General features: G+C 40.0%; 21 protein-coding genes. 7 read left to right on the forward strand and 14 right to left on the reverse strand.

What is annotated here, in order from left to right:
• Positions 1 to 105: 105 nt before the first annotated feature.
• Both LXF01_RS04470 and LXF01_RS04475 read right to left on the reverse strand, forming a co-directional pair.
• Positions 106 to 1,725, reverse strand: coding sequence for a PT dipeptide repeat lipoprotein (locus LXF01_RS04470; protein WP_233945078.1), 1,620 nt, complete (start codon positions 1,723 to 1,725; stop codon positions 106 to 108).
• 70 nt (positions 1,726 to 1,795) lie between these two features.
• Positions 1,796 to 2,191, reverse strand: a complete 396-nt coding sequence (locus LXF01_RS04475; RefSeq protein ID WP_233945079.1) for a hypothetical protein — start codon at positions 2,189 to 2,191, stop codon at positions 1,796 to 1,798.
• 152 nt (positions 2,192 to 2,343) lie between these two features.
• Here LXF01_RS04475 and LXF01_RS04480 point away from each other — a divergent pair, with 152 nt between their 5' ends.
• The 3 genes from LXF01_RS04480 (at position 2,344) to LXF01_RS04490 (ending at position 5,035) form a co-directional block, all read left to right on the forward strand.
• Positions 2,344 to 3,540 (forward strand): cupin-like domain-containing protein, encoded by a 1,197-nt coding sequence (locus LXF01_RS04480; RefSeq protein ID WP_233945080.1) that lies wholly within the window; start codon positions 2,344 to 2,346, stop codon positions 3,538 to 3,540.
• Positions 3,541 to 3,606: 66 nt separating this feature from the next.
• Positions 3,607 to 4,419, forward strand: a complete 813-nt coding sequence (locus LXF01_RS04485) for a DUF6502 family protein (RefSeq protein ID WP_233945081.1) — start codon at positions 3,607 to 3,609, stop codon at positions 4,417 to 4,419.
• Positions 4,397 to 5,035, forward strand: coding sequence for a hypothetical protein (locus LXF01_RS04490; RefSeq protein ID WP_078192196.1), 639 nt, complete (start codon positions 4,397 to 4,399; stop codon positions 5,033 to 5,035). Before LXF01_RS04485 ends, LXF01_RS04490 begins: the two co-directional genes overlap by 23 nt.
• 64 nt (positions 5,036 to 5,099) lie before the next feature.
• On the opposite strand, the gene LXF01_RS04495 is transcribed toward LXF01_RS04490, so the two are convergent.
• From LXF01_RS04495 to rpoD, 6 genes are all read right to left on the reverse strand, one after another.
• Positions 5,100 to 6,497 carry an APC family permease gene (locus LXF01_RS04495; RefSeq protein WP_180034458.1) on the reverse strand — a complete coding sequence of 466 codons (1,398 nt, stop codon included), beginning with the start codon at positions 6,495 to 6,497 and terminating at the stop codon, positions 5,100 to 5,102.
• A 265-nt stretch (positions 6,498 to 6,762) separates the two neighbouring features.
• A complete protein-coding gene (locus LXF01_RS04500) occupies positions 6,763 to 7,947 on the reverse strand; it encodes an iron-containing alcohol dehydrogenase (protein ID WP_078191377.1) in 1,185 nt (394 codons plus the stop codon).
• Between the two features lie 3 nt (positions 7,948 to 7,950).
• Positions 7,951 to 8,484, reverse strand: coding sequence for a hypothetical protein (locus LXF01_RS04505; protein WP_180011534.1), 534 nt, complete (start codon positions 8,482 to 8,484; stop codon positions 7,951 to 7,953).
• Between the two features lie 75 nt (positions 8,485 to 8,559).
• Positions 8,560 to 9,219: a lipoyl(octanoyl) transferase LipB gene (gene lipB, locus LXF01_RS04510; RefSeq protein ID WP_180183115.1), complete on the reverse strand. Its 660-nt coding sequence runs from the start codon at positions 9,217 to 9,219 to the stop codon at positions 8,560 to 8,562.
• Between the two features lie 154 nt (positions 9,220 to 9,373).
• The gene (locus tag LXF01_RS04515; RefSeq protein WP_233945423.1) at positions 9,374 to 9,661 is read right to left on the reverse strand and encodes a YbeD family protein; all 288 of its coding nucleotides are present in this window, start codon (positions 9,659 to 9,661) and stop codon (positions 9,374 to 9,376) included.
• Between the two features lie 127 nt (positions 9,662 to 9,788).
• A complete protein-coding gene (rpoD, locus tag LXF01_RS04520; RefSeq protein ID WP_078192191.1) occupies positions 9,789 to 11,678 on the reverse strand; it encodes an RNA polymerase sigma factor RpoD in 1,890 nt (629 codons plus the stop codon).
• A gap of 399 nt (positions 11,679 to 12,077) precedes the next feature.
• Here rpoD and LXF01_RS04525 point away from each other — a divergent pair, with 399 nt between their 5' ends.
• Together LXF01_RS04525 and LXF01_RS04530 are read left to right on the forward strand one after the other, a co-directional pair.
• A complete protein-coding gene (locus LXF01_RS04525; RefSeq protein ID WP_078191373.1) occupies positions 12,078 to 12,287 on the forward strand; it encodes a PA3496 family putative envelope integrity protein in 210 nt (69 codons plus the stop codon).
• 67 nt (positions 12,288 to 12,354) lie between these two features.
• Entirely contained in the window at positions 12,355 to 12,879 is a 525-nt protein-coding gene (locus tag LXF01_RS04530; protein WP_078191372.1) for a YecA/YgfB family protein, read from the forward strand.
• Between the two features lie 80 nt (positions 12,880 to 12,959).
• Here LXF01_RS04530 and LXF01_RS04535 read toward each other — a convergent pair whose 3' ends face one another.
• The 5 genes from LXF01_RS04535 to trhO all read right to left on the reverse strand — a co-directional run bounded on the left by LXF01_RS04535 (position 12,960) and on the right by trhO (position 16,355).
• On the reverse strand, positions 12,960 to 13,376 hold the full coding sequence (locus tag LXF01_RS04535) for an ABZJ_00895 family protein (RefSeq protein WP_180055764.1): 417 nt from the start codon (positions 13,374 to 13,376) through the stop codon (positions 12,960 to 12,962).
• A 123-nt stretch (positions 13,377 to 13,499) separates the two neighbouring features.
• Positions 13,500 to 13,910: an ABZJ_00895 family protein gene (locus tag LXF01_RS04540; RefSeq protein WP_078192189.1), complete on the reverse strand. Its 411-nt coding sequence runs from the start codon at positions 13,908 to 13,910 to the stop codon at positions 13,500 to 13,502.
• A gap of 20 nt (positions 13,911 to 13,930) precedes the next feature.
• Positions 13,931 to 14,542, reverse strand: a complete 612-nt coding sequence (locus LXF01_RS04545) for a DedA family protein (RefSeq protein WP_168378111.1) — start codon at positions 14,540 to 14,542, stop codon at positions 13,931 to 13,933.
• Positions 14,543 to 14,931: 389 nt separating this feature from the next.
• Positions 14,932 to 15,228 (reverse strand): hypothetical protein, encoded by a 297-nt coding sequence (locus LXF01_RS04550; RefSeq protein ID WP_078192186.1) that lies wholly within the window; start codon positions 15,226 to 15,228, stop codon positions 14,932 to 14,934.
• Between the two features lie 194 nt (positions 15,229 to 15,422).
• The gene (gene trhO, locus LXF01_RS04555) at positions 15,423 to 16,355 is read right to left on the reverse strand and encodes an oxygen-dependent tRNA uridine(34) hydroxylase TrhO (protein ID WP_111885306.1); all 933 of its coding nucleotides are present in this window, start codon (positions 16,353 to 16,355) and stop codon (positions 15,423 to 15,425) included.
• Positions 16,356 to 16,543: 188 nt separating this feature from the next.
• On the opposite strand from trhO, the gene LXF01_RS04560 reads away from it, so the two are divergent.
• Both LXF01_RS04560 and LXF01_RS04565 read left to right on the forward strand, forming a co-directional pair.
• Entirely contained in the window at positions 16,544 to 17,032 is a 489-nt protein-coding gene (locus tag LXF01_RS04560; RefSeq protein ID WP_168378110.1) for a DUF1289 domain-containing protein, read from the forward strand.
• A gap of 63 nt (positions 17,033 to 17,095) precedes the next feature.
• Complete coding sequence (locus LXF01_RS04565; RefSeq protein WP_233945082.1) at positions 17,096 to 17,707, forward strand: LysE family translocator; 612 nt, start codon at positions 17,096 to 17,098, stop codon at positions 17,705 to 17,707.
• Between the two features lie 86 nt (positions 17,708 to 17,793).
• Here LXF01_RS04565 and ribB read toward each other — a convergent pair whose 3' ends face one another.
• Positions 17,794 to 18,453: a 3,4-dihydroxy-2-butanone-4-phosphate synthase gene (gene ribB / locus LXF01_RS04570; RefSeq protein WP_180101767.1), complete on the reverse strand. Its 660-nt coding sequence runs from the start codon at positions 18,451 to 18,453 to the stop codon at positions 17,794 to 17,796.
• Between the last annotated feature and the right edge of the window lie 50 nt (positions 18,454 to 18,503).

Raw genomic sequence — 18,503 nt, forward strand, 5'->3', positions numbered from 1 at the left:
GTATTATTTGCTTTGATCTATTTCAATAATTAATGTCCTTGATGCCGAGACATCAAGGATATGGAAAAGTTCAAGGACTTTTAAAAGCTCAAATTACCTCGTAAATTAATCAATTAAATTAAAGTCACTCAGTTCTGTTTGTAGATGTTTTGGATTATTTGCAAATAGAAGTTGACCACTGGTGTATAACCAACCCAATTGACCTTGCTGCTGAAGACGTTTCAGTAAGACGTCGTTAAATGTCGACGTTGCAAAGACAGTTTCACTAAAGACTTTAAACTCACCGACATTGGTGTTTTCACTGTCTTTCATAAACAGCATGCCGTTTTTGGTGGTTGAACTCATATCTAAAGCACGGCTGACTAAGCGGTAACCGTCTTTAGCTTGCTCATCGATCATCTCCTGTAATTTTATGCTGCGCTCTACACTATTGCTGCCGGTTGGGTAAGTTTTATAGCGATAGCTGTAAGTGCCATGGTGTGCGCTGCTATTTATACAGGTTGCAACTTTAGGACTATTTTGTTTGCCGTTCAGAATTTCAGGACGAAAACCTGTGTAATAGCTTTTGAATTGAATAATACGGCAGCCTTGGGCACCCAGTGTATTGAGCATAGTTTCCAGTTGCACTGGGTCTACGAGCGGGGAAACATAGCCGCTGTCGTAAGTATATGTCGCGGTATCATTTTCCTTCTTAATAAAATAATCTTTGAAATTCAGGGCATTGGTTGGTCTGATGCTATGCAGGTATTGATAGCCTGATTTGCCTTTTTCATTTAACTGATTACGCCATGTAAAATATATGTCAGCGATAGAGGGTGCTGTACGGTCTGCAACAATATGATTGAAACGCGTATTTTCATTGGCAAGTTTCATGTAGCTATTAACATTACCATTGTCCAGGGTTTTAGTATCATAGCCAATTAACTTATAACCGCTTTGTCCCATTGTATTGAGCTGAGCCAAGAAGTTTACTGTGTCGGTGGTATTAATAAAGCTCTCAGACTTAAAATCTGCAGTTGTGATTTTGGTTTTCGGTTTTAAATTGGTGAAGAATTTATTGGAATTTTTTGTATAGCAGCGGCTGTCCTTGAGTGGGTCGGTAATTAGACCTCGTTGCATGATGATATAGCTTGGATTTGAAATCGTCGCGTTAATTACACAGAAAGAATGATTATTTAAAAAAGTTAAGACACGGTTGCTCGTCGCGCCACCTCTGACTGGTTGAAACTTAATCGAATGATATTCAAAGTTATTTAGAGTTGCCGCAGGCTGTATTTCACTCATGACCATGTCATGAAGTAATTGATAGCGTTTGGAAATAAATTCACCGCTGCAAGTTTTACTTGAACTATTGTGTACCGCATATTTTAGTTCTTCGTTCAGTGAACTGACTGAATTTTCACTGGTTTTATGAATTGAAATTTGTGGCAAATCACAATTACTGTTACCGAGGGCAGAGTTCCCTTGAATCCATTCTCCTGTGAATTTATCCGCTACAGTTGTTGGCGTTGGCGTTGGCGTTGGCGTTGGCGTTGGCGTTGGCGTTGGCGTTGGCGTTGGCGTTGGCGTTGGCGTTGGTGTAGGTGTAGGTGTAGGTGTAGGTGTAGGTGTAGGTGTAGGTGTAGGTGTAGGTGTCGCGCCACCATCATTGGAGCTTGATCCACCACAGCCCACCAATGTTGTAAATACAGCAGCAATAATGCTGATTTTGTGATTATTATTCATGACTAGTGCTCAATAGAGTGAAGTTGTTATGTATGGCTGATGCCGTTGTATACACTTTTAAAATCTAGATTTATTGCACAAGGTGTGACTCAATCCAGCCATTGCCATGTTCTGTAGTGACTTCGATCAAACCTGTTTTAGTCATGTTTCCCGCAAAAATAATGTCTGCATTTTTTGACAGTTTATTAATGACTTGGCTCGATTTATCGGCAGTTTGATAAAGCGGTAGATTATTAATTTTAGGTCTGAGTTGCTGTCCCATCCTGAAACCATTTGCAGCATAATTTGAGTTAGTCGTGGCCCGACTACCTGTCCATTCTTTTGCGGTATTCGATACTTCTTTGGATGTTTCATTAAATTGATTTAGCGTATTTCTTAAATCACGCATGGTATCGGCAAAACCTGCATATACCGGTATTGAAGCTAAAGACAGACTGCTAACAATAACTAAATGACGAATTTTCATGAACTTTCTCCTTTACTTTGTTATGTCATTCCGCATGAGTTTTGTCGGATTCATAACATTCGCGGTGTTTAAATACTTATAAAATGCGAAAATTTAGCATTTTTAAAATAGATCATTTATACTTCACTTGTAAAGAGGGTGGAGTGGTGAAAATGAATGTAGAAAGCCAGAGTGAACATTTAAAGCAAAGTAAAAATTGGTATCAGTCCTTACCGACGGAATGGCAAAATTGGTTGAATGAAAATATTGAAAATGGTTGCGATGTACAGAAAATAAGTCTAATTTTACAATCACATGGATTAAGCCCAAGGGCGGATCAATACTTATTTTCTGATGCAGACCAACTTTCAGAACAGCTGCAAAATGAACTTTTGGAATACAGTCTTGAGGGCTTAAAGACAGATGAAATTTTAGAAAAAATTAAGCAAAAAAATATTTCAAATCATTTGATCATTCAGTTTCTAAAGCGTGTAAACAATAACGTAATTTTTAAAAAACTGAAGCAAGTACAGCAACAGCAGAATAAACAGCGTTGGCTATTACAGGTGATGGGTCAATTGAATCAATTGAACGACCACATTCCATCCACAATCGATTGCATAGAAACACCTGATTTTGAAACATTTATAGAACGGTATTATAGCAAGATGCGACCGGTCATTTTAAAAGGTGGGATACAACATTGGCCTGCACTGCATAAATGGAGTCCTGATTATTTTGCACAGCATTTTGAAAATGAGTTGGTTGAAGTCCAGATGCATCGTGAGCAGCATCAAGATTTTGAAAAAAAATCGGTACAACTGAAACGTATTATTTTGATGCAAGATTTTGTCGCACAAATTAAAGCCACTAAGCACAGCAATGACATTTATTTAACTGCGAATAACGCCGCTCAAAATAAGCAATTCATGCAAAAGATTAGTGAAGATCTAGGTGACTTCGCCAAAGCTTATTGTCAAAAAGAGATCAAAAATCGACATTTTTTATGGTTTGGCCCTGCAGGCACATTTACACCACTGCATTATGACTTAACCAATAATATGTTGGCACAAATCTATGGACGTAAAAAAGTGACTTTGATTCCTGCATGGCAAATGCCGTATATGTATAACGATTATTGGGTATTCAGTCAGGTTTCAGACGTCGCAAAGGCTGATCTAGCAGACTATCCATCGTTGAAAAAGGTCACACCTATTGAGTGTACATTGAATCCAGGAGAAACCTTATTTATCCCAATTGGCTGGTGGCATAGCGTTGAAAGTTTGGATATATCGATCAGCGTGTCATTTACGCATTTTAATGTAAATAATCATTTTTTTACTGAATATCCTCAAGATCTCATCAGATAAAAATTGTGAAGTAGATTAAATAATGCGAAAATTTCACTTATGCAGTCTAATTTTCATGGCAATTCAATGAGCAAACTTCTCACTAATGAGGCAGATCAAAATTTACAGCAAGTATTGGTGCTGATGAATGAGCTGAGCCGATGGCTGATTCGCTCAGGTGTGGGATATACCGAGTTTACTGCTGCATTGAAACCGGTTTTTTTCCAACAAGCTGTACAAGAGTTGGAGCGTATCGATCAAAAACCCACGATTTCTGCGATCAGTTTACTTTCAGGCCTACACCGTAAAGACGTGACAGCTTATAAAGAAGTGATTTCTGAAGGTAAAGATTTGACCGAAGCGACTGTTTCAGAGCCGATTAGTGTGCCATCACGTGTGATTGGTTTATGGTTAGCAGAAGGTTGGGGGGATTCTTTACCATTTAGCAGTGAGTCAGAAAATAGCTTTGAAATGCTGGTGAAAAGAATTTCAACAGAACGTCATCCGCGTTCGGTACTCAATGAACTTGTTCGTTTGGAAATTGCCACTGAAAAAGATGGGCAGGTGTATTTACAACAGCGTCGTTTTATTCCAGATCCTTCACAATTAGAAGCACGCAAAATTTTAACGCGAAACGTTCAAGCGCATTTAGAAGCAGGTTTGCATAATTTATTGAATCCTGATGAAATGCCATACTTAGAACAAGCCATTTGTGCTGACGAATTAACAGAAGAATCGATTAATAAATTACATGAAATGAGCTTAGAGCTTTGGCAGAAATACTCACTACAACTTTTAAAACTTGCCGCGGAGCGTTGCGCAATGGATGACGGGAATCCTGAAGCAAATCGTGTATTTCGCTTTGGAGTTTATCAACATGATACGAAAATTAAACTTTAAGACTTTAACCCTTTGTGGCTTGATCAGCGTTTTAGCGGGTTGTGACATAGAGTTTTTTCGAAGTGGTGGGGTTACAATTGAAGGTACAGGTGATCCAATCATTGATATCGGTCATGCAGGGGATGGCCGCGGAACAATTATCTTGGGGACACGATATTTAGAGTTTTCAGCTTCCGTGCAGGATTCTTGTTATGGCGTGGAACGTAAATTAGCCTTCCTCAATCCATTTGATCGTCAGTCGATTGACACAAAAACGTATGTAGAAATACCTGCTGCCCAAGCGGATCTTAATTCGCAAAATGTTCAATTGATCTTAAAAAATACCAATAGCGTACCAGTCACCATTCATTTGCAATGTGATATGCCATTAACCATGCAATTATTCGAGCAGGTTAGACCATATTTTCCAAAACAAGTATGTGATACACCTATAGATATCAAACTCTATCCACAACAACAGCATATATTTGAAGCAGCTGTAAATTTAGAGACTGTTGAAGATGGTATATGGTCACACGGTGATGGAGCATCGGTTGAATTAAAAGGCAATACACCAGACAAGTGTGAAGAAATTTCAATTCAATTTCAGCAATCTAGAAAAGCCATACAACCTTAATTGGTATATTTAGAATAACAAAAAAGGCGCTTTAAGCGCCTTTTTTGTTTAGAGATAAACTTGATTAGAATTTATCATCAAATTCGTTATGTTGCGGTGCAGGGTGTTTAAAACCTTTAGTTTTATAACCAAGGTATAAAATACCGAACATTGCCCACCACAAACCATATTTCAATGCAGTTTCTTCAATTTCTAACCACATCGCAAAGATACTGATAAAGCCAAGCATTGGAATAACGACAAAGCTAAAAATATCTTTGGCTGTTTTTGTGCGGCCATCACGAAGTGCATAACGTGAAATCACAGATAAGTTCACGAAAGTAAAGGCTGTCAATGCACCAAAACTAATCATCGAAATGACAATATCAAGATTCATAAAGCCCGCAGTTAATGCAACCGCACCTACGATCATGATGTTGTACGATGGTGTGAAGTTTTTCGGACTAATATGACCAAAGATCTTCTTGTTAATTACGCCATCACGACCCATTACGTACATCAGACGTGATACACCGGCATGTGCAGAAATACCTGATGCCATTACTGTCACAATCGCAAAAGTTAAAACATAGGATTGGAACAGTGAGCCGCCGACGAGCATGAGTATCTCTGGCTGCGTTTCAGCAATATTCTTGAAATAGTTACCTGGCTCAGCAGGGAAGAATAGCTGCATGAAGTAGGTACTAATAATGAAGATAATCCCTGCAATTAAAGCAGTTAAGAAAATCGCTTTCGGCAGTGTTTTCTCAGTATCTTTGGTTTCTTCTGCCAATGAACTTAATGAGTCAAAACCAGTGAACGAGAAGCACAGTAATGTTGCACCTGTAACCAGCGCACCCACAGACGTCAGCTCATTCCAGAATGGCTCAAGGCTCCATAATTGGTAGCGTTCTGCAGCAGAAATCGGGCCATCAGCATTGAAGCCCATTTGAAGCTTGCTGTAGACCATCCACGTGAAAATACCAATTACTAATAACTGCACAAGTACAATCAGGCTGTTGAAGTTAGCAACAAAACGCGCGCCGCGTAAGTTAATTCCAGTCATGAATGCCGTTAGCACAATGACCCATACCCAGTGGTTTACTGTTGGAAATAGTGCTTCAAGGTAAATCACTGCAAGAATAATATTCACCATTGGAGATAATAGGTAGTCTAACCAAGAAGACCAACCCACCATGAAACCTACGTTCGGGTGAATAGATTTTTGGGCATAGGTATACGCAGAACCCGAAGAAGGGTAGCGACGGATCATATGACCATAACTAATCGAGGTAAACAGAATTGCAATAAGGGCAATAATGTAAGAAGTCGGCACGTGTCTATGACTTTCTTCAGATACTAAACCAAAAGTATCAAATAGAGTCATTGGTTGGATGTAAGCCAAACCAATAATAATAATGTGCCAGAGTCCAAGCGTTTTTTGCAGTTTAGCTGCCGATTGAGTCCCAGAGATATTTGTCAACGGCGTTATCCTCTTATCGTTGATCAAGGATCAGTCATATTCTAAGGATCGTTTGAGACGAACGATCCCCCCTACGTTTTAAAACAAAAGTGCGCCAATCTACTCCAAATTGGTACATTTTGTCAGTAACTTTGAAATTATTTTTAGCAGAAATTATGCCAGTTTGATTAAAAAATAACTGATATTGCGTTCTGCAAGTGAAAAGCCTGATGTTTAAAAAAACATCAGGCTTAATTTTTCGCTATATTCGCTTATTTTTCAGCAATTACCAAGCTTTTTTTAGAATAGTTTTAAGGTCTTCTAAGCTGGCTTCTTTAGGATTATAAATAATCGATCCATCATTCAGTGCTTTCTCTGCCACTTCATCTAATTGAGCTTCTGTCACCTTGCCAGTTTCACTCAAAGTACGAGGTAATTTGGTCAAACTATACAAGCGGTCACGCATGGCTAAAAGCGTTGAAATGGCTTTTTCAGCGCGGAGGTTGGCCGGCGTTTGGGCATAAATATCAGGGCCAGCCAGTGGTAATAGCAATTCAGCAATCTTATCGCCATTCACTTCTTTGTTGTATTCCAACACATACGGCAAGAATAAATTCATGCATAAGCCGTGGGGCAGGTGAGCGACTGCACCCAGCGCATGACCTAATGAATGCACCAATCCAACCATCGAATTCGAAAATGCAATTCCTGCCATCGTTGAGGCTTGTGCAAGTTCTAAGCGCCCATGCGCATCACTGGTATTATCTAAGACACCAAATAAGCTATTGCTAATTTTCTTGATTGCGGCAGTAGCATAGGCATCTGAAATAGGGTTCGCCGCCATGCACGTATAGGCTTCAATGGCATGCGTCATCGCATCCATCGCTGTCATCGCCGTAAGATGAGGTGGCAAAGTTTGCGTCATACGTGGGTCAAGAATTGCCGCATGTGGCATCAAATAATTCGATGCAAAAGCCATTTTGACATTCTTTTCAGGGTCAGAAACCACAGCGACCATAGTCACTTCTGAACCTGTACCCGAGGTTGTTGGAATCACAAAAAATGGTTTTAAAGGTTTAGGTAAGTTGTGCGCACCTGAGTATTTCAGTAGGTCATCGCCACCTTCAGATACCAAGATGTTGGTTGCTTTAGAGGTATCAATCACTGAACCGCCACCGACGGCAATAATGGCATCACATTGGTTGTCGCGGTAAAGTTGAGCCGCTTTACGTACGGTTTCTAGACTTGAGTCTGGCGGAACATCATCAAAAATATAGCCAATCACCGTCTCGGTACTTTCAAATGCCGCTTCAATCGGTGCAAGTAATTGATTACTGCGAACGCCTTTGTCAGTAATGATCATGGGGCGTTTAGCACCCAAAGTAGACAGTTCGAATGGAATGTGTTCTAAAGCAGCATGGCCAGCAATCACTTTTACAGGACAGAAAAATTCGTAATATGGTTTAGCCATGTGTTATGCGCTCCGTTTTAAATAAGACTGGGCTACTTTTAAATAAATATTTGCAGCACCGCTCAGTTTTTCTTTTAGGCTTAAATGTGTTGGATATTCTTTGACAGCCAATTCAGCCACCAATTTAGGTAAAATTAACGCTTCCATTTTGTTGAGACAACGCACCAGTCGGATGGCATAAGACAAATCACCATCGGCGATCATGCGGTCATTGGCAAAGGCTTGTGCGGTACTTTCTTGAAATGAGAAGACCAAAAAGGCATGATTCAAATGCTTAAACGTAATGGTTAAGTCAGGCTTTTGAGTGCCGGGTGTGAGGAGTTTGAGTTGATGGTCTTCCGTGACTTGCGCGACAAATGCAGCACCATTAGGAAAAACATTCATAGATAAAATAAAATTAACTGGAAATTTAGCAACTTCTTGTTTAATTTCTTCATCGACCTGGCTCGCCATGACCAGACCTCTGCCAATCACATCCATCATGAGTTTGACATAGGCCTGCTGGAGCGCGGGTTTAACGGATTTAGTTGCAATCACGTGTACATCCCTTATCTATAATTATTAATTTAGAGCTTTTACTCTAAATTATTTTATTTGAGAAAGCAAAGTCTTTTATAGTTGTTTGACTGTTACGTCTTTAAAGTAACCACTGTTTTTCAAAGTATCAATGATATCGACGCATAAGTTTTCAAATTTAGGGTAATCTTGCACCAAATCTTGTATACGAACCATTTCTAATCCAGCATAGCCACATGGATTAATGGTATGAAAACCAAATAGATCACAATCGATATTCAGTGCCAAACCGTGATAACTGCGGCCTTTACGAATTTTAAAACCGAGAGAACCAATTTTGCGTTCTGCAACATAAACACCGGGTGCATCAGGCTTGGCATAAGCGTCGATGCCGTACTTTTTCAGCAGTTCGATCATCAAGTTTTCTGCATAGGAAACCAGCGTACGCACGTTCCAACCTAAGCGATTTAAGTCAAACATGAAATAAGCGACCAACTGACCCGGTCCATGCCAAGTGACTTGTCCACCACGGTCTGTTTGTACCACAGGGATGTTACTTTGCACCAAAATATGTTCAGGCTTGCCAGCTTGCCCCTGAGTTAATACATCGGGATGTTGCAATATCCACAGCTCATCAGGTGAGTTTTCATCTCGCTGTTCGGTGAGAGTTTTCATCTCTAAAAAGCGGTCTGCATAAGGGGTAAGGTGGTTATATTGACGAATGATTAATTCGGGTTTTTGAACAGTTTCAGTCACGCGTGTTGCGTCCTTTATGGTCAAACATAGAGTTTTATTATAATGAATTGGCAGAATAATGGGGGCGTTGAACGGTTTGAGTTGTAATTTAATGCTCTATTTTCACATAAAAAAACACGCTCGAAAGCGTGCTTTTTTATTTAAATCAACAGAATTACAGCGCGGTACGAATGTATTTACAAGCTGCTAAATCCGCATAGACCGCATGTACTTGTTCTAACTCTTCGAAACGTAATTGAGCAGTAATTGAATGATATTTACCTGTACGAGATGGAGTCACAGTCATTTTACTGCCATCAAAATCAGGAAAATGTTTAACAAAAATTTCATTCACTGCAAGGCGAAGTTCTTCACCTGCATTACCAATCAATTTAATAGGGTAGTCCATAGGGAAGACCCAAAGATGCTCTTGCAATTCACGTGAAGGAGCGCGATTAGTCATATCAGTCATGGGACACCTCATTATTTAAAAATACCTGCAATGAGCAGGTATTTGGAATCATTTGCTACATGCTCATAATATGGGGCGGAAAAGCCCATATTCAAGCCTGCATTGTCCTAGTTATAGGTTAATCATTCTCAAGGAATGAACGCAGATGTTCTGAGCGTGAAGGATGACGTAATTTACGCAATGCTTTCGCTTCAATCTGACGAATACGTTCACGTGTTACGTCAAACTGTTTACCCACTTCTTCCAAGGTATGGTCGGTTGGCATATCGATACCGAAACGCATTTTCAAGACTTTCGCTTCACGTTCAGTCAAGTTTTCAAGAACTTCACGTGTTGCTTCTTTTAAGCCTTCTGACGTTGCAGCGTCAATAGGAGAGGTGATATTACCGTCTTCAATGAAGTCACCAAGATGCGAATCTTCATCATCACCAATTGGTGTTTCCATTGAAATTGGTTCTTTCGCGATTTTAAGCACTTTACGAACTTTCACTTCGTCCATTTCTAGACGTTCACCTAATTCTTCTGGTGTAGGTTCACGACCCATTTCTTGAAGAAGTTGGCGAGATACACGGTTGATCTTGTTAATGGTTTCGATCATGTGTACTGGAATACGAATCGTACGTGCTTGGTCGGCAATCGAACGCGTAATCGCCTGACGAATCCACCAAGTTGCATAAGTAGAGAATTTATAACCACGACGATACTCGAATTTATCCACCGCTTTCATCAAGCCAATGTTACCTTCTTGGATCAAGTCGAGGAATTGCAAACCACGGTTGGTGTATTTTTTCGCAATCGAAATTACCAAACGTAAGTTAGCTTCAACCATTTCCTTTTTCGCACGGCGAGCTTTCGCTTCACCAATCGACATACGTTTAGAAATGTCTTTGATGCCTTTAACATCTAAACCAAGTTCTTTCTCGATGTCAGCGATTTTTTGTTGGAATGCCAGAACGTCAGGGCGGACTTTTTCAAGATAGCCTTTCATTTCTGCAGGTGCTTTAGCAATTTGTTCATCTAACCAAGCAAAGTTAGATTCTTGACCTGGGAAAGACGTACGGAATTGAGTACGGTCCATACGACCACGACGTACTGCATAGCGCATAACTTCACGTTCAGAAGTACGGATTTGGTCATGGGTATTACGAATCAAATCAGAGATGATGTCGAATAAACGTGGCGTGAATTTGAACATCATGAACACAGTTGCAAGTGCTTCAAGTGCAGCAGCAGCTTCTTTACTGTTACGCCCATGTTTTTCAATTGCAGCTTTAGTGACTAACCATGCTTGTTCAAGCTCAGTGAAACGTGCTTTAGCAATTTCAGGATCTGGACCAGATTCGCCTTCAGAATCATCATCACCTTCAGACTCTTCTTCTTCATCGTCATCATCAAGTTTGACATCTTTAGTTGGCTTGTTGGTTGACGCTTCATCTTCATCGATCTCAGAATCATCTTCATCGATCACTTCTGGGATGGCTTCGTCAGATTCTGGATCTAAATAACCAGAAAGAATATCCGCTAAACGGCGTTCACCCGCTTCATAATCTTTATATTCTTGCAATACAACTTCGACTGCATTTGGCCAATAAGCAATAGAATGTAAAACGTCACGAATACCTTCTTCGATACGTTTTGCAATGCTAATTTCGCCTTCACGTGTCAAAAGCTCAACTGTACCCATTTCGCGCATATACATACGCACAGGGTCAGTGGTACGACCGGGTTCATTTTCAACAGATGCAAGTACAGCAGCGGCTTCTTCTTCAGCAACTTCGTCAGTCGCTTCGCTGCCACCTTCAAACATTGTATCGTCAGTTTCTGGTGCACGATCATGTACCGGAATACCCACGTCATTCAACATCTGAATGATGTCTTCAATCTGTTCACTTTCAGTGATTGAGTCCGGGAGATGATCGTTAACCTCGGCGAAAGTTAGGTAACCTTGCTCTTTGCCTCGGCTAATCAGAGCCGCTACTTGAGAAGTAGGGGAAGTCATATCGCTCATCTTTGCTTACTCTTCGTTGAATCTGTGGCAGTAAAAAACCGTGCATTTTAGCACGATCGTCTCATTAAATCTTGTGAATAGCTGGCTTATCCCATTAGGACGTTACAGCATCAAGCTGTCCAATGAGATATTAAAAATTTAAATTCAGTAATTTAGGTGGGGCTGAAATTGTTGTTTTCAAGTTCATCCCATGCATCGATTATTTTACGAGTCATCTTTGACTGTCATAAAAATGAAGGACGCAGGGTGGATTATATCATGCCACAGGTTTTGGTAAGAAAAAAAGCCCTATTTTTAAAGTTTAGTTGTTAAAAAAACAAATAAAACTTGACAATATTTTATATCCCATATAAATAGCGGCTAGACCCCTTCAATTTTTTTCATTATGAGGTAGTTTTGGTGTCTTCTACAGATTTTGAACTAGATGATAACTACGGTGATGATGATGTGAATTTCGATGAGGCCAGTGCAAAAACTAGCGCGAAAGAATCGTTAGAAAAGCGCCGACTTATTGATGACCTTCTGGCTCAGCGCCGTCTTGAACGTGAGCTTAAAGATTTTGATTACGACATCGACGATGACGATGATTTTGATGACGAAGAAGACTAAATAGCGATTTAGCATAGCGCTTGAAAATGCTATGCTTACGCATTAAGTTTCTAACTCTGGATTTGAAATGAGTGCTTTAGATTTAGACCTTTTGAGTGACTATCTAGACGGCGATGACAACGAGCATGGTCTAGATTTTGCAGCGACTCATGGTTTTTTGTGTGCAATTGCAGTAGGCCCAGCTTTTGATAAATGGCTAGACGAACTTTTTGATAACAATCAGAAAAAAGTACCTGCTGAAATTATTGCGCAAGTAAAAGCATGGCTCGAATCGATTCGTCAGAATCTTGCCAATGAAGATGGTATTGAATTTCCATTTGAAATTGAAGAAGCCGATGTTGAATCAAGTCTTGGTGACTGGAGTGTTGGCTTCGTTGATGCCATGTTCCTAAACGAAGATGCATGGTTCACCGACGAGTTTGAAGAACAATTGGTTGATTTAACTTTGCCAATCATGGTGTTCAGCGGCATTGATGAAGAAGATCCACAAATGGAATCTTTCCGTCGCAATGGTCAGTTGATGGATGAACTTGCAGAAGAAATCCCAACCAATTTGAACGAATTATATTTGATGTATCACACACCAAATTAATTTCGACGAAATTTAAAAAAAGCACCTTGGGGTGCTTTTTTTAGCGCTGTACTTTTTTAATTCAAAATCAATCTTAATGCTTAACTGCGTTGGGCTTTTAAGAAGCTTTTCGCCATCCATCCAAAAGATAAAGCCAACACGAGATAATGGATAAGTAGCGTAAAGCTGATAGCAAGCAGCCAGACCCAAGCGGGTAATTGCGTTAGCACCATTTGAATAAAGGCTTGGGTTTCTGGGAAGATTAAGAGACAAATGACGGTCGCGACGACACTAATCAGTACCGAAGCTAAAATACAGCTCCAAATCAAAGTTCGCTTTTCTAACTTATTTGGCACTCGCTGATGGTCTTTAACAAAGCTAGATGCTGCAGCAAGACCGCCCACGATGAGACAGGTAATAGATGAACCACCGGGTAAATCAAAGAAAGATTCGATGGCTGCGACAGCAACCATGGCGAGGGCATAAGCAATGCTAAATGTGATGATGTATTTTTTCATTATTTAATGTTCATGTTTTCGTTTTATAAAGAGCGAGTATAGCTTGCCCGAAGTTTCTTCACTGAATTTTAAGTTTCAGTGAAGGGTATTGATTCAAATTCTAACGGAATAAGTTAAAAAAATTTATAATTTTTTAGCGCAGTAGTCTGCATACCAACCGTAGGCAATATGAAATATCGTGCCATGAATGGCGACCATGCAGAGCATAACTACAGCAGTTAGCCCAATGCCTGCATTATCCACAGACTTCATAATGCTTTCGGCATTGGGATTCATCAGCACCAAGAACAGCACAAAAAAGCTACCAATGATGATTGCAACGGCACTGGAGCCCCAAACCAGTTGGATCTTTTCATGGTTGCTAGGCACACGTTGTTCTTTCTTTACAAAATGCCCAACGCTGATTAATGCACATGCCACCAATGTAGGAATTAATGTAATACCACCAAGATTTAATCCAAAAATTAATACGGTAATCAAAAGCACCAAGGCGATGCTATAAACAGCAGCAAAGTGTAGGAGATAGTGTTTCATTTAAGCCCCAAAACAAAAAATTAACGAGGTCGACGTTTATGTCGACGGTACAAAATCCAACTAATAATGATGACTGTGATCAGAATAATCACATGGCCAACTTTACTAAATATTTGCTGCATTAACTGCTGATTTTCACCTAAATAAAAACCCATACAAGCTAAAAAAGTGGTCCAAATAATCGTGCCTAAACCACTATAAAACATGAACTTCCAAAATGGCATGCGGCTCATTCCCGCAGGAATACTAATGAGAGAACGCACAGCTGGAATCATCCGGCCAAAAAATACAATGCGGTGACCGTATTGCTCAAACCATGCTAGAGATTTTTTTACATCTGCCGATTTGATAAATAAATACTTTCCATAGCGATCGACGAAGTGAAAGATGGATTCATGCTTAAATTTATAACCAATCCAATATAGCAATGCAGCCGCCAGTAAAGAGCCGACACAACCTGAAATAATGACACCAATGAGCAGTAGTTGACCTTGGGAGGCAGAATAGCCAGCCGAGGGCATAATGATTTCTGAGGGGATTGGGGGGAAGACATTGTCAAGGAACATGAGTAGGGCAATACCGAGATAACCCAATTGTTCCATGATTGAAATGATCCATTCAGTTAAAGTCATGGTAGCCAAGGCAGAGAAAAGGTGTATTTATCCTATGTTGAAAAGCGCAGTGGGTAAAGTTCAGTTTTAGATATTCCTGAAATCACCTAAGCAAAAACAATAAATATTGAGTTCATCTTGTATTAAGTAGCATGTAGGCTTAATTAGAAGGAACATGTAGGCTTAATTAGAAGGAAAATGTATTAATGCGTGATGGCATTAAGCAATGCTGAATGATATAAGATTGAAGAATTGAAAGGCTTGGATCATAGTTTTTATAGTATTGAGTGTACGCTGTTCAGTTTGGATTTTATTTTTGATTTTTGGCGCTTTAGCAGCCTTAAAAATCGTTTTATGTACTGAACAGCGTAGGACAAAGTTGCAATAAGTAGCGTTGCAAGGTGCATAAATTAATCATCATGTTCCATATTTAACAGTGTGTGAATATAGACTTGGCGTAAGCTCAGAGATAAAGCAAATGGAATCACACAAAGTCCAAGAATGTTGAGCATAGTGGGTTGTAAGTGCAATGTATAAGCAATAAATAAGGCAAAAATTGCACCAATGCATGTAGCAATACTGACTATCAAAATATGCGACTGTTGGTTAAGGAGGTGTTTTAATTCTCCTACACTTTCTTTTACACGGGGAGCGGGTAAAGCAAGGCGCCTTGAGGTTGCAATTGGAGAGTTGATTAATTTTGGCATAATGCTTTCCTTTTCAATTATCTATAATGATTTTCTCGGATCAATTGATCAGAATAAGCATAAATGCGCGAACTGATTCTCGTAAATAACCAGATATAGTTATTTTGTCAAAAAAATTAAGTCACTGTTGAGAATGCGTAAAAAAAGCCCTAAAAATAGGGCTTTTATTTATATATCGTTACAACAAATTTTCCTTAGAGACGCTTACGTTTTGCTGCCACAATTTGTGATTGACGCATACGGAAGCCAGCTTTTTGTTGTTCCGTGGTTTTGTCGATACAGTATTTGCATGATACGCCATGTTCGTAGCTCGGAAGTTCAACTTCAGCAGGAGCCAGTGGCCAACCGCATGCGTGACATTTGATATTTTCGCCTTCTTCCATACCGTGAGTGACAGCAGTACGACCGTCAAATACGAAACATTCACCTTCCCACATGCTTTCTTCAACAGGGGTTTCTTCTAAATATTTTAAGATACCGCCTTTAAGGTGATAAACCTCATTAAAGCCTTCTTGAAGTAAAAGTGAGGTTGATTTTTCACAGCGAATACCGCCTGTACAGAACATGGCAATTTTCTTATCTTTATGCTGCTCAAGCTCTTTTTTCACGTATTCAGGGAATTCACGGAAAGTCTCAGTTTTCGGGTCAATCGCACCCTTAAATGTACCTGCTTTGTACTCATAGTCGTTACGTGTATCAATTAGGATTACGTCATCACGTGTAATTAGTTCATTCCATTCTTTAGGATCAAGATAGTGACCGACTAAATCACGTGGTTTCACTTCCACACCTAAAGTCACGATTTCTTTTTTCAGTTTGATCTTCATTTTACGGAATGGTTTATCCGTACTATGTGATTCTTTGTATTCCATCGCATTAAAGCCTTCATTGAGAAGGAATTGATGGATGATATCTACAGATTTACGGTCACCGGCAACAGTACCGTTAATACCTTCACCTGCCACAATTAGAGTACCGCAAAGGTTGATGGTTTTTACCAAGTCTAAAAGACGTTGTTGAAGATCGGCAGGATCTTGAACTTCTTTGAATTGATAAAGTGCGGCAACAACCCAACCAGAGGTCGCTTGCTGTTCTACAGGTGCAAGCTGTTCTACAGTAGCGTTCATGGAGTACTCCAAATGAATAAACAGGATAAAAATTAAGGCGCACATTCTACCGTGATTTGGATGAATAAGCGAGTAAAGCGATGGCTTTTAACCACACATTTGATCATAGCTTCATTTCAGTAGTTTTAGCGTGTATAGTCATGCCGAGTTGTTTTTATCCCATAAATATTGCTTGAATGGAGCCGGTTTTGAGTACTGATCGTCGAATTGCCTCGTTAACCCCATGTGCAGGGCGTTGTTCTACGGTATTTGGTGATTCAGTCTGTCGTGGTTGCCGCCGCTTTAACCATGAAGTCATAAAATGGAATACCTATACAGCAGAGCAACACACGGCCATTTGGTGTCGTTTAGATGCACAATTAGATCAAATTTTAATACCGATGTTGCCGCAAGCAGATATCATCCATGTCGAAGGCTTTGTCTTGTCTAAGCGAGTTCGCTTACGTCCAGATGCAAGCAAAGGCCGTAAACTGTATCACGCACTCAAGCTCTGCGAAAAAAACCGTCATTTCACAGATGAAAGTGGACTCGGGATACATTACAAACAGGTGCGACCGTTGTGGGATGAATTTGAGCGTCGTGTTTTAGCACTCGCCACAGCCAGCTATGATTTGGCATTTTTAAGAGCAGATGCCATTCGCTTGCATTTATTGCAAAACATGGATGAAGAGGACTAAGTCCTCTTTTTTTATTTATGAAATTTATCGTGATGTAAAAAAAATAAGTGAAGGAATCTCAGCGTGAATTATTCGGAGTACTTTTTATATTGTGTGGCAGTCATCGTAATGATTGCAACACCTGGACCTGTCATGCTGTTGGTCGCAAGTTCAGGTTTACAAGGCGGATATAAAAAGGCATTTCAAACCATTGTCGGGACGAATTTTGCTTCACTGATTTTGATTGTGCTGTCAGTGTGTATTTTAAAAGGCATTTTAAATGTTAATGCGCATTGGCTCGATGGCATCAAAATACTGGGTTGTTTATATATTGCTTATATTGGATTTGATATTTTAAAAGAAGTAACTATACAGCCCACTGCACAATCTCTGCAGTTAAAAGCAGCACAAGGGGGCTTTAAGAAAGGATTGATCGTGGGAATTTCAAATCCTAAGGATATTATTTTTTTCGCGTCATTTTTTCCGCAGTTTGTAGGAATTACTCATCATCTTAATCTGAGTTTAATTGTGTTGACCCTGAGTTGGATCGTTTTAGATTTCGCAACCTTGTCTTTGGTGTATTTGTCTTTTCATCGATTGTCGAAATCACGCTGGTATAAAAAATTGTTGGCACTGTGTGGGCTGATTTTAGTGGTAGTTGCCATCTACGGGATCTATAGCATATTCACGGTTTAATTCTTAACTTGAAATGTGCAGTAAAAAATAAAAAGGCTGATTCAGTCAGCCTTTTTATGAACGTGTAGAGCTTTAATTAATTCGCACTAGAGATTGTGCTGTAAACGATATTGCACAATTTCTTCAATGGTGAGTACAGTCAAATGATGGGTTTGTGCATACGCTAAAACTTGTACGCCATTGGCCATTGTGCCGTCTGGGTTGGTTAATTCACACAAAACACCTGCAGGTTTTAAACCGGCCAGACGTGCCAAATCAATGGTGCCTTCAGTATGTCCGCGACGGGTCAATACGCCGCCTTCACGCGCACGTAAAGGAAAAACATGACCCGGACGGTTTAAGTCACTAGCAACAGCACCATCTTTAATTGCGGCTTTGACTGTAGTTGTTCGGTCTTTTGCTGAAACGCCAGTAGTAACACCTTCCGCAGCTTCAATGGTGACAGTAAAGGCAGTTTTAAAATGGCTAGAGTTATCAGACACCATGGGTGGAAGTTCTAAATGATTGGCTTGAGCATCGGTTAAACACAGGCAGACAATCCCTGAACCGTCACGAATCATACGTGCCATGGTTTCTACAGTCAGTGTTTCTGCAGCAACAATCAGGTCGGCTTCATTTTCACGGTCAAAATCGTCCATGACTAAAACAGGCTTGCCATGACGAATGTCTTCTAAGGCTTGCAGCATGCGCTGTTCTGCAGGTGGAAGGGCAGAAAAGAAAATTTCGGGTTGAATTAAACTAGACATTGAAACGCTCGCGTAAATTTTAGATACGGTTGAACATTTCAGGACATGTG

Origin of the sequence: Acinetobacter sp. SH20PTE14, assembly GCF_021391555.1 — a bacterium.
GTDB lineage: Bacteria > Pseudomonadota > Gammaproteobacteria > Pseudomonadales > Moraxellaceae > Acinetobacter > Acinetobacter amyesii.

Excerpts from the sequence above, each read along its gene's own strand:
- LXF01_RS04470 (WP_233945078.1), bottom strand. The coding sequence starts at position 1,725 with ATGAATAATAATCACAAAATCAGCATTATTGCTGCTGTATTTACAACA.
- LXF01_RS04475 (WP_233945079.1), bottom strand. The coding sequence starts at position 2,191 with ATGAAAATTCGTCATTTAGTTATTGTTAGCAGTCTGTCTTTAGCTTCA.
- LXF01_RS04480 (WP_233945080.1), top strand. The coding sequence starts at position 2,344 with ATGAATGTAGAAAGCCAGAGTGAACATTTAAAGCAAAGTAAAAATTGG.
- LXF01_RS04485 (WP_233945081.1), top strand. The coding sequence starts at position 3,607 with ATGAGCAAACTTCTCACTAATGAGGCAGATCAAAATTTACAGCAAGTA.
- LXF01_RS04490 (WP_078192196.1), top strand. The coding sequence starts at position 4,397 with ATGATACGAAAATTAAACTTTAAGACTTTAACCCTTTGTGGCTTGATC.
- LXF01_RS04500 (WP_078191377.1), bottom strand. The coding sequence starts at position 7,947 with ATGGCTAAACCATATTACGAATTTTTCTGTCCTGTAAAAGTGATTGCT.
- LXF01_RS04515 (WP_233945423.1), bottom strand. The coding sequence starts at position 9,661 with ATGACTAATCGCGCTCCTTCACGTGAATTGCAAGAGCATCTTTGGGTC.
- rpoD (WP_078192191.1), bottom strand. The coding sequence starts at position 11,678 with ATGAGCGATATGACTTCCCCTACTTCTCAAGTAGCGGCTCTGATTAGC.
- LXF01_RS04530 (WP_078191372.1), top strand. The coding sequence starts at position 12,355 with ATGAGTGCTTTAGATTTAGACCTTTTGAGTGACTATCTAGACGGCGAT.
- LXF01_RS04535 (WP_180055764.1), bottom strand. The coding sequence starts at position 13,376 with ATGAAAAAATACATCATCACATTTAGCATTGCTTATGCCCTCGCCATG.
- LXF01_RS04540 (WP_078192189.1), bottom strand. The coding sequence starts at position 13,910 with ATGAAACACTATCTCCTACACTTTGCTGCTGTTTATAGCATCGCCTTG.
- LXF01_RS04545 (WP_168378111.1), bottom strand. The coding sequence starts at position 14,542 with ATGACTTTAACTGAATGGATCATTTCAATCATGGAACAATTGGGTTAT.
- LXF01_RS04550 (WP_078192186.1), bottom strand. The coding sequence starts at position 15,228 with ATGCCAAAATTAATCAACTCTCCAATTGCAACCTCAAGGCGCCTTGCT.
- trhO (WP_111885306.1), bottom strand. The coding sequence starts at position 16,355 with ATGAACGCTACTGTAGAACAGCTTGCACCTGTAGAACAGCAAGCGACC.
- ribB (WP_180101767.1), bottom strand. The coding sequence starts at position 18,453 with ATGTCTAGTTTAATTCAACCCGAAATTTTCTTTTCTGCCCTTCCACCT.